General features: G+C 62.9%; 7 protein-coding genes. 5 read left to right on the forward strand and 2 right to left on the reverse strand.

The annotated features are described in order from the left end of the window. Positions 1 to 162 precede the first annotated feature (162 nt). The 5 genes from OCS65_RS29785 to OCS65_RS29805 all read left to right on the forward strand — a co-directional run bounded on the left by OCS65_RS29785 (position 163) and on the right by OCS65_RS29805 (position 4,409). Positions 163 to 1,173 carry a hypothetical protein gene (locus OCS65_RS29785; protein WP_263510597.1) on the forward strand — a complete coding sequence of 337 codons (1,011 nt, stop codon included), beginning with the start codon at positions 163 to 165 and terminating at the stop codon, positions 1,171 to 1,173. Between the two features lie 9 nt (positions 1,174 to 1,182). Then, positions 1,183 to 1,953: a hypothetical protein gene (locus OCS65_RS29790; protein ID WP_024100416.1), complete on the forward strand. Its 771-nt coding sequence runs from the start codon at positions 1,183 to 1,185 to the stop codon at positions 1,951 to 1,953. A 160-nt stretch (positions 1,954 to 2,113) separates the two neighbouring features. Next, positions 2,114 to 2,476, forward strand: coding sequence for a hypothetical protein (locus tag OCS65_RS29795; RefSeq protein WP_263510598.1), 363 nt, complete (start codon positions 2,114 to 2,116; stop codon positions 2,474 to 2,476). A 95-nt stretch (positions 2,477 to 2,571) separates the two neighbouring features. Continuing rightward, complete coding sequence (locus tag OCS65_RS29800) at positions 2,572 to 3,039, forward strand: hypothetical protein (RefSeq protein ID WP_106201742.1); 468 nt, start codon at positions 2,572 to 2,574, stop codon at positions 3,037 to 3,039. A gap of 86 nt (positions 3,040 to 3,125) precedes the next feature. Next, on the forward strand, positions 3,126 to 4,409 hold the full coding sequence (locus OCS65_RS29805; protein ID WP_263510559.1) for an IS256 family transposase: 1,284 nt from the start codon (positions 3,126 to 3,128) through the stop codon (positions 4,407 to 4,409). A gap of 91 nt (positions 4,410 to 4,500) precedes the next feature. On the opposite strand, the gene OCS65_RS29810 is transcribed toward OCS65_RS29805, so the two are convergent. Together OCS65_RS29810 and OCS65_RS29815 are read right to left on the reverse strand one after the other, a co-directional pair. Continuing rightward, on the reverse strand, positions 4,501 to 5,553 hold the full coding sequence (locus OCS65_RS29810; protein WP_263510599.1) for a hypothetical protein: 1,053 nt from the start codon (positions 5,551 to 5,553) through the stop codon (positions 4,501 to 4,503). A gap of 615 nt (positions 5,554 to 6,168) precedes the next feature. Beyond that, positions 6,169 to 9,321: a hypothetical protein gene (locus tag OCS65_RS29815; protein WP_263510600.1), complete on the reverse strand. Its 3,153-nt coding sequence runs from the start codon at positions 9,319 to 9,321 to the stop codon at positions 6,169 to 6,171. Positions 9,322 to 9,990 lie beyond the last annotated feature (669 nt).

The following is a 9,990-nucleotide window of genomic DNA, read 5'->3' on the forward strand; positions in this document are numbered from 1 at the left end:
CCGTCTCGCAGACTCTTCACTGCCATCTACCGCCGAGACTGCAGCTCTGACGCAGAACTCTTGTGTGCCCGCGTGTGGATTCAGCGCGGCGCGTCGATCAACGTAATCCAATCGTATACACTATAGGTTGTTTGCATATGAATTATCGATCTGGTAGGTGCCATGCAGTCGACAAGCGACCTGATCACAGACGCGCTGAGCGTGCTTCGCGCTGCCGACTTCCGGGCGGAAACGAACGGCTCGCTCGCGAATTGGGTGCTCACCCCGCCAGGTCGGCAGGCACTGCCCGTGCGAATGAAAGCGTCTGCGTCGCCGCCCACACCCAGCGCCCTGAAAAAACTTGTCGACACGCAACATAACAAGCAACGCGACGTGAAGCTCTTTCTCGTTGTCGCCCGCGCCACTTCACATCTCACGCAGTTGGCCCACGCTTCGGTCGTCCACCTCCTCGCTGTAGATGAACGGCGTCTGATCGTCGACGGCACCGACTACTCCACGACGATCAATCAACCCACACCCGACCACATACCGCTCCGCCGCAGGGGGCGACCGCCGTGGATCCGGTGGGCGATCGAACGCCTCCTGCTCTTGTCCCCCCAACCGCTGCCCCAGACGATCCTGGCCAATCATCTGCACACCACACCCCAGGCTGTGTCGAAAGCTCTCAAAGGCCACGAGTATGTCGAACCGGCAGAAGGCGGCTGGACGGTCCACCGACGGCAGGAACTGTTGACCCGCTTCCTCGACGAATATCCCGGCCCGGGAGGTGCCTGCACCTACTGGTACGGACTCGACGCGCCCACTGGGCAGATCACCCACGCACGACAGCTGTGCCGCAACATGGACATCGACTGCCTCCAGACAGGAGACATCGCCGCCGACCATTACGCACCCTGGCGCATGCCGGTCACAGCGGCCCTTTATATGCGCGAACTTCTCGATTTCGTCCCTGCCGGATTCAGCGTCGCTTCACGCGAGGAGGGCACCTTCACAGCAACCGTCCCAGAAGATCCCACCCTCTGGCGTACCGCCGCCGTTCTCACGGACTCGACCCCCGACTTCGTCGACCCGATCATTGCGCTGCACGATGTGATGCATGGTGAAGGAACAGACGCACTCGACGCAGCCGAACACCTACAGGACGCGATCCTTCATGGCGCGGTACGTCGATAGCCGCCGGCAGTGACCGACATCGTCGTCCAATCGGCATCGAACGCAGCCGATCTCGGTCTTCGCGCCCTTGCGGACCTGGCCGCCGCAGCCGCAGGTCTCGACTATCGGGTCATCGGTGGCCACATGGTCCATCTGCTCACCTACGTCTATCCCACCAGCGACGCACACCAACGTGCCACCGCCGACGCGGACGCCGGCATCTCGCCAGAAATCGCAGGAAGTCCCGACCTCGACACCAAACTCGTAGGCCGCGGATACACGCGCGTCCGGGGGAACAGATGGGAGGCACCCTCCGGCGATCCCGACCATCCCCTCGCAGTCGACCTGCTGGTACCAGCGACCTCCGGCCAAGGACGAGAAACAAAATTCCTCGGCGACAAGAAATTCGGCTTCGACGCCATTCCCGGACTGTCCCTCGCACTGCACTCCCAGCCGCTTGAGGTGACGGTCCACGCCCAGCTCTACAACGGTGAGTCCACCACGTTCACCGTATGCATACCGGACGTGGAATCGGCGGTCGTGCTCAAAGCGCTCGCCTGGAACAGCCGCCATCACCCGAAGGATGTCGAAGACTTGAGCTCGTTGATGGCCATCGTCCACCAACACCGAGACGACCTCCGGGTCTGGAAACTCGACCAACCCTGCACAGGTTCTCGAAAAGACGCCGCGCGTGTCCTCCGAGGCTTAGCGACTATGGCGGACAAGGGACAACGCATTACCGGCCTGCGCATGGCGCACGCGCGCTTCAGCGCCCTGATCCAGCGTTACATCCACGGATAAGGATCGACTGATGACGAGATCGTCTCTGCCGCTGCGCGCACGGACTGCGTCCACCGCACTTCGGCGTGCCCATGCCGCGCGCCGAACCTCCACACTCGGCAGCGCAGGATGGGTCGCATCCCAACAGGGTGCACCCAACACTCTGGTGCGCCGCCAGAAGATGACCACAGCAACCGCGCTGCGGCTCGACCGCATCGTCGACGAACTCGTTACCGCCTTCCGCGCATCGAATGGCGCTGCAGCCATCTCGAGCACAGTCGCACTCGGCGTCGCGCCGGAAATCCACGACCGCCTGATCTGCGCCTACCTGCTCGACAAGGCATCACCGGCACCTACGGGGGCGCAGGTCCGCGTCGAGATCAAGCGAGAAGGGCCTCAGATCAGCGTGCAGGTCACCCTTGAACCGGCCGCCACGACGACCAGCAGCGCCCCCACTCCGTCAGCGCCGGCACACGGAGCCGGTGACACCTCTGGCCCCGGCGAGCGCGTTCGACCCCAATCGCTGGAACGACGCGCACGGTAAAGCGGGAGCGGCGTCGACTTCGGCTGACTCCCACCGAGCACGGCTTACCCCTAGGACACCTCGCCGAAGACATACTTTAAAAGTAAATTGAAAGTATGTCGGCGCATGAGGTTCCGTTCTCGGACATCCAGAACAAGGGCAAAGCGACGCTGTCGGCGTGGCAGCGCTCCAGCGCACGCCCGCTGCGCGCGACCCGACGCAATGACGAAGATCTCGTCCTGATCACAGCGACCCGAGCCGAGCAGGAACGTGCAGTCCTGACAGCGGCGACGGCCATGGTCGATGCCCTGCTGCACGCGAACAACCCCGGGCTTGTCCGCACGGTCGTCGAGGCGGCGTTTCCGTGGGTGAGCTACCTCTCCGACGAGGAAGGCGCCGACTTCATCAACGAGCTCATCACATCGCTGCGCGCAGGCTCATCCCTGGACAATCCGGCTCTCGCGGCCCGCACCATCGAAATGTGGCGTCATACCGCGGAGGTGTATGCCGACCCGGAGCTCGCCCGCATCCTGTCGACGCCATCCGAGGGCGATTTCGGAACCGTGCCGGTGCCGGAGCTGTGAGCCCTGAACCAGAGGAGCAGGTCGCGCTGCCGGCATCCGAGGGACTGTAAGAACAACGGTGTAACTCTGAAAGGAGATGCACCACCATGACCGATGTGATTGATCGTGAGGACGAATCGAACTCGGCACCTGTGGGTGTCAGCGATGCCCGGCTGCAGGAACTGGTGGATCAGGCGCGGGCCGAAGGCCTCCAGCTCACCGGCGAGGGCGGGTTGTTGGCGAAGTTGACCAAGCTGGTGGTGGAGTCCGCCCTCGAGGGCGAGATGGACGACCACCTCGGCTACGGCAAGAATGACCCGGCCGGCAGGGGCAGCGGCAACTCCCGCAACGGCAGACGCGCCAAGACCGTGCTGACCGAGGCCGGCCCGGTCGAGCTCGACGTACCCCGGGACCGGGAGTCCTCGTTCGAGCCGAAGATCGTGGCCAAGCGGCAGCGGCGGCTGACCGGGGTGCAGGACATGGTGATCTCGCTGTCGGCCAAGGGACTGACCACCGGTGAGATCTCTGCGCACCTGGCCGAGGTCTACGGCGCCGAGGTGTCCAAGCAGACGATCTCGACGATCACCGAACGGGTGATGGACGGCATGGCCGAGTGGCAGAACCGGCCGCTGGACCCGGTGTATCCGGTGCTGTTCATCGACTGCATCCACGTCAAGATCCGCGACGGCAACGTGGCCAACCGGCCGATCTACGTCGTGATGGGGGTGACTGTGGACGGCACCCGCGACATCCTCGGATTATGGGCCGGCGAGCACGGCGACGGGGAGGGGGCGAAGTATTGGCTTCGGGTGTTGTCGGAGCTGAAGAATCGTGGTGTGCAGGATGTGCTGATCGTCGTGTGCGACGGTCTGAAGCATCTGCCCGACTCGATCGGGCAGGTGTGGCCGCAGACCATCGTGCAAACCTGCGTGGTCCACCTCCTCTGCAATACCTACGCCTACGCCTCCCGCAAGGACTGGGCCGAGATCGCCAAGGACCTCAAACCGGTGTACACCGCGCCGTCGGAGCAGGCCGCGCTGGACCGGTTCGCCGAGTTCAGCGACAAATGGGAGAAACGCTATCCCGCGATCATCCGGCTCTGGACCAACACCTGGGCCGAGTTCGTGCCGTTCCTGCAGTTCGACAACGCCATCAGACAGGTCATCTACACGACCAACGCCATCGAGAGTGTCAACGCCCGAATCCGCAGGGCCGTTAAGGCCCGCGGTCATTTCCCGACCGAGGCCGCGGCCCTGAAATGCGTGTACCTGGCCATCATGAGCCTCGATCCCAAAGGCACCGCCCGCCAACGCTGGTCCAACCGCTGGAAGGCAGCACTGAACGCCTTCGAGATCACCTTCGACGGACGCCTGTCCGCTGGACGAAAGTAGCTACAGTTCAACCAGTTACACCGTTAACTTGACGGACCCCTCATCTGCGGAATTGGTGCCACTATCCGGATCTTCCTGGGAAGGGCATGAGTCAGATCCGTCCCAGCTGGTATTCGATCTCGTCTAGGAGGGCGGTTGGGCCGTCCTTTTGGAGCCCTTCGGGGAGGAACCGTAGGGAGTGGGGTTTGGCTCCTCGTGCCGAGTAGTTCTCTACCCGGGTGCCGTCGAGCCAGCGGGCTTCGTCCGGAAGCACCTGCAGGAGCTTGAGGTTATCGAGCATTTGATGGGCGTAGAAGGCGTCCCGGCTGAGGCCGTAATTCAGCAGGCGTGTCGAGGCGGTGATCCGGTGGCCGGTGTCACCGTACTTGTGCCGCATTCGTGTGGCGATGAGGAGTAGAGCCAGCTCACTGTCTTCGAGTACGTAGATCCATCCGTTGGTGAACAGGTGTGTAGGAACGGTGAAGTAGTCGTCGTCTTCCGATGGGACTTTGTACAGGTCTCCCGTTCGGCCGGGAACTGCGTCCTCGCGCATCAGCAGGAATCCCTCCTGCTTGTCTTTTGGGGCACTGCGGTTAGGGCAGTCGACCAGGTCTTCCTTCTCGAGACGGTCGATTGTCTCTCGGAGTGTTCGGAGTTTTTTGTTTGCAGGGCTCATCCGGTGTTTTCCCTTGCCTGATGGGCGCGCACCGGACGCTATGTACCGCGACCAGGAGATGTCCGAGGTCGAGCGCCCTATGAGTGGAGTGGAGTTTCCGGCAGGTTTCTGCCCGGGCTTGGTTCTCGACTGCGCTTCGAAAAGTGCAATCAGGAGGAACTTCAATGCGATGCCGTTGGGGCTCATGAGGCGGGTCGACGGAGGGCGATCCTCAGAAGGTGGGACGCTGCGGTCGGAGTAATCCGTCCGCGTGGGCGGCACCGCGAGACGGATGAATTCGCTTCGAAGGCGGATTTCTTCGAGGCCGCCCGTATCAGCCAGGCGGCGCATCTCGTTCATCGCTTCGGATCGGGACTTGCCGGCGTCTATCAGACGATCCTTACGCTTCGCCAGGGCCGCAGCTTCCTTCGCGGTAGGGGCACGGGAGAGGTCGAGGAAGCGTCGGACGCCCCCATTTCCGAAGGCCGACGCGAAGATTTTGACACCCATACCGGTTCCTTATCCTGAACGTTTTAACCGGCCATAAAGCGGCGTCCCCAGTTGCTGCGAGTCATATTGTCCAACTGGCCGGTTAAGCCGTAATCGAGAGTAGCACGACTTCGCTGGCTTGGAGCTGCTGTGTCCACTAGGAATGAGGAAGCCGCAGTTCAGCGGCTCGCTCGTTACCCGCTCCGGGTGGTCGAGCGGGCGATGTGGCCCCCGGGCTGGCACCCCGGAGGCCACAGAAGTCGCCTCGTCAACAAGGAAGAGGTACAACCATGCCCACAATAACGACGATCGCTACCGGCGGTAAGCCCCCCAGGCGTCAGGAACCTCCGGGTCTGCCGCTGCGCTGGGTGGTTATCGCCATTCTCGCCGGGATGGGGGGAACCCTCGGGTTCCTGACCGGTGGTGTGGTCCCGGCGATCATGGCGACGTGTGCGGTCGCTACAGCCGCACACAAGCTCATCGCGTAGCGCCGCTGTGGTGGCTGCGGAACCTCGTGGGGTCCTCGCAGCCACCAACAGCCCCGGTGGTGAGGCGCCGTCCTCTGATCTGCACGGTCGCGGTGGCCTATGTCCGTGCGATCGATCGGGAGCAGGAGGGGTTGACCGCACCGGTGCACTACAGCTCGGTGAGTTCACGGCGCACGGTGTGGCGCGCGTCGTGCTGGAGGATTTGTCTGAGTCGTTCGACCGCTTCGGTGGGGCTGTCGGCGTGGGTGAGACTCTGTGCCAGTTCTCTGCGCACACCCAGGGCGGGATCGTGGGCCAAACGGGTGGCGGTGCCCTCGTAGGCGTCCAGGTTTCGGGTGCTCAACGTGGCGGCAAGTTGCCGGACCGGGGCGTGGCGGTGGTTACTCAGCAGTCTCGGATCGAGTCCGTCGGTTATCCCGCTAGGGAGACTGTGGAGTACATGCGCGGCGGTCTTGATGTCGGATGTGTCCGAACTGCTCAACAGCGCGACAGCTTGATCGCGAATCCATGTGTACTGCTCGTCTGTGTCGGCGGCCGCGAAGGCGAGTTTGAGGCCGGCGCCTCGGAGCGAGGGAGTGTCCTCATCGACTTGGGCGGGATCCCACGACGCAGGGAGCCCGGTCAACTGGGCGTCGACCGCGCTGTCGCCCGTCTCGCCCTGCACGTAGTTGCGGCTTTGCTCGAAGGCCTCTGCTCGAGTCTCGGACGGTTGGAGGTCGATCAAGTGGCTGGCACCGATGAGCGCAGCCCTTCGCTGTTCGGCGGGTTCGTGGGGTCGATCGGCAATGAACAGGAGCGTTTTCAAGCATGATTGCTGCTTGTCCTCGCTGAGCGCACGGATGAGCAGTACGTCCTCAGTGGTGGTAACGACGGCATTTGCGGGGGGATTCGGTTCTGCCTGTTGGTGGATGTGGGTGAGTGTCGCTTCGGCTGCGGGCCGGAGAAGAGGACTGTGGGGCTCGATCTTCTGGAGCAGGCGCACTGCGTTGGGGGACTTCGGGATCAGCTCTTCGATACGCCCTTTGAGCATGGCCCGGTCTTCACTGGTCACAGGGATGCTGTCCACGTGCGCTGTACCCTGCGGCTGAGCGTTGGTCTCGCCGCGCAGGACACCGACTATCCCGGCGGCGCCGAGCGCTGTGAACGCCTCGTTCACTTTTCCGGCGGCGAGGTCTATCAGGCGGGACATGGCCTGAGTGGTCAGGGACGGATGGGCCTTGATGATCTCGGTGCACGCGCGAGTGTGCGCCTTGTCGCTGGGGCGGGACGCGTTGGGCCCGCGTGGCACATCGCCGGCCATCAGATCGAGGATGGCCTGGGCCTGGTCGATGGTGCCGCGGGCAGCGAGAGCGCACGCCGCCGTGACGATGGAGGCGGTGAGTTTGTCGCGCAGCCCGTCCGCCAGTCGCCGGTGCGTGAGCTCCGTGGTGCGTTTGAGGAGCTGCTGAGCAGTGGCATCGTCGATGAGGTCTGCTTGCCGAGCGAGCGTCTGGAATCGTGCTTGCAGTTCCCACGAGGGGGCGCCGTCGAGGGGCTCGCAGGGAAGCCGATGGTCGCCGACCTCGCGGATGAGATCGGACAGCTTTGTCGTGGCGCCGGCGCGTTGGTAGTAGCGCGCGGCACGGTCGGGTTCGGTCGCGGAGCGGTACACGTCGCCGAGAAACTCGAGTGCTTGGCGCTCGTCCGACCAGCGTCCGGTCACGATGCTGTCGGCGAGCCACCGGCGTGCGCTGGGTACGGCACGGTTTGGCTTGCCGGCGGCGTGCATGGTCAGTGCGTGATCGCGCAGGTCGCGGTACCGGTGGAGCAGTCTCTTTCCGTGGCTGTCTCGCAGCGCCTGCACGAGGAGATGTTCCTGCTCGATCCTCACGCCGTAGGCGATTTTGAGTCGCTGTATCGAGGCCATCCACTGAGCAGCGTCGTTGGTCAAGTGGGCATGGATGCCGTCGTTGATGGCGTGGTACCAGTGATCGAGCGCTTGGTCGGGGTTGCCGGAAAGGGTATACCAGCGTGCGGCTCGGGCGTGGACGAGAGCTGCGTGTTCGAGGTCGGTGAGCTGGTGTCGGCCGGCACTCTGGATAAGTGCGGCTCGTTCGTCCTGGTCGTATTCGGCGCGGATGAGACGAAGACGTAGGACGACGTCGTTGGGGACGTCAGAAAGCTGTGTTCGGGTGGCTTGGTCGATGGCGTTCTGGAGCAGGTCATCGACGGTCTCTAGCTGGTCGGCTTCATCGATCAGCATCAGTTCGGCAAGTAGCAGAACGAGGAGAGGCTGCTCGGGTACTGAATCGCATCCGATCTGCGTATTCGTGAGCTCGGCACGCAGTGCGCTTAGGTCGCCGAAGGGGTCCAGATAACTGCTGGTTGCGGTATCGATCAGGGTCGCATGATGTTTCATCTTCGGCGTTGCGGTTGCTGCCGACGGGCCAGGTAACAACGTGCCGAGCCCGACGCCTGCGTGTTTGGCGAGCCAGACCTCGTCGGATTGAGCTTGCTCGGGATCTGCGTTGTGGATACTGACCGCGGCCAGATGGCAGGCGAGGGCAGTGGCTTCCTCCGCTGCGCCTGCGGCGATGAGCGCCTGTAGCTGTTTCCGGCGCAGGACTTGTGCGTGGGCTCGGAATCCTGCGGTGTCGAGTTCAGTAGCCAGTTCTTCGTAGACGGTTGCTGCCTCAGACGGTGCGCTGGTCATGTTCTGGTCGGCGGCAGCCAGTCTCGGAGCGACGTCATCGGTTTTGAGCGGCCCGGCGAGCACGCGGTGTGCTTGTGTGAGCCGGTCGGGGTTAGGAAGTGGTTCCGCAGCGGGTGGGGCGTCGGGACAGAACCATTCGGCGGTTTGGAGACTCCAGAACCGAGTCACAATGTGAGGGCGCTGTCGTAATTCGTCATTGAGCTGTTCCGATCCCCACAGGTCGATCTGAAAATCGGGATATTCCTCCTGGAGATCGTGCAGCTCATCGGCTATCTGGGTGGCTTGGGTGCTGCAACTGACGGCAACGATGAACTGGTGGACCTCGCCTTTGAACTTGAGGTCACCTGCGTCGAAGGTTTCGACGGCCTTGCGGAGATCTCCAGGGGTGAAGTTCTGATATTCCTTGCATTGGACCACGCTGTATCGCCCATCCGGTTCCCGGCAGGCGATGTCGATTCCGTGCTGTGTTTGGCCTTGAGTTCCGTATCGCCGGTACTCAACGGTGGAGGCACCGATCTTGCCTTTAGCAACCGCCAGGACCAGTTTCTCGAACCGGTCCCATCCCATGTGCAAGTCGAGATCCTGGCCGCTTGACTGCGTAGCGTGCATACCGGGGGAGGGTGGCTGCCAGATGGGATCCTCTTTCGAGATGGACCAGGCAGAGGGGGTCCCGAATGGATGCGACTTACTCGCCACTTTGCCATCCTCCCTTTCAACTCTTCAATTCCAAAAGGAAGGGTAGCGATCATCGCGGGCGCCTCTCATAGAGGGTGACCTGGGGTGATGGCATGTCCCGGTGTGGGGCCGGCGGTGGTGCCGGCGGGTGTGGGTGGGGTCGGTGTAGGGGGTGTGTGGGGTGGTGGGGGCGCGGTGGAGTGCTGTTTTCGGCGTGTTTTTGAAATGTGTTGTGACGCAATGCTTGTTGTGAATAATGTTGGTGTGCAAGGTTTCACTGTTGTAATGCGCATCGCGAGTCTGTGATATCGGGTTATATCCTTGCTGTGTAACGGAATTGGTGTTTAGTGGCGTTTCGTGTCGTCTGGTGCCGACTTCGGGTGTGGGGTATGATGGGAGCATGATGTCGGGACGGGGAGTCAGCAGCGCGGCGGTGGTGTGTGCGGCGCGCGCAGCGCGTCCCGGTCTGTCGTTGCTCTCGGGTGTGGGATGTGAGGTGACGATGAAAAATGTTGGTGCGCATGAAACCTCGCTGTCGAGCGGAGCGCAGCGACGCGGGGGACGGCAACGTGACTGGACTCCCGCTGAGCCGCGCAGCGGCTC

The sequence above is a fragment of the Rhodococcus aetherivorans genome (assembly GCF_025722975.1).
GTDB classification, from domain to species: Bacteria; Actinomycetota; Actinomycetes; order Mycobacteriales; family Mycobacteriaceae; genus Rhodococcus; species Rhodococcus aetherivorans.

Bases quoted from the DNA above. Each gene is read 5' to 3' on its own strand.
- OCS65_RS29785 (WP_263510597.1), top strand. From the start codon at position 163: ATGCAGTCGACAAGCGACCTGATCACAGACGCGCTGAGCGTGCTTCGC.
- OCS65_RS29815 (WP_263510600.1), bottom strand. From the start codon at position 9,321: ATGCACGCTACGCAGTCAAGCGGCCAGGATCTCGACTTGCACATGGGA.
- OCS65_RS29810 (WP_263510599.1), bottom strand. From the start codon at position 5,553: ATGGGTGTCAAAATCTTCGCGTCGGCCTTCGGAAATGGGGGCGTCCGA.
- OCS65_RS29795 (WP_263510598.1), top strand. From the start codon at position 2,114: ATGACCACAGCAACCGCGCTGCGGCTCGACCGCATCGTCGACGAACTC.
- OCS65_RS29800 (WP_106201742.1), top strand. From the start codon at position 2,572: ATGTCGGCGCATGAGGTTCCGTTCTCGGACATCCAGAACAAGGGCAAA.
- OCS65_RS29805 (WP_263510559.1), top strand. From the start codon at position 3,126: ATGACCGATGTGATTGATCGTGAGGACGAATCGAACTCGGCACCTGTG.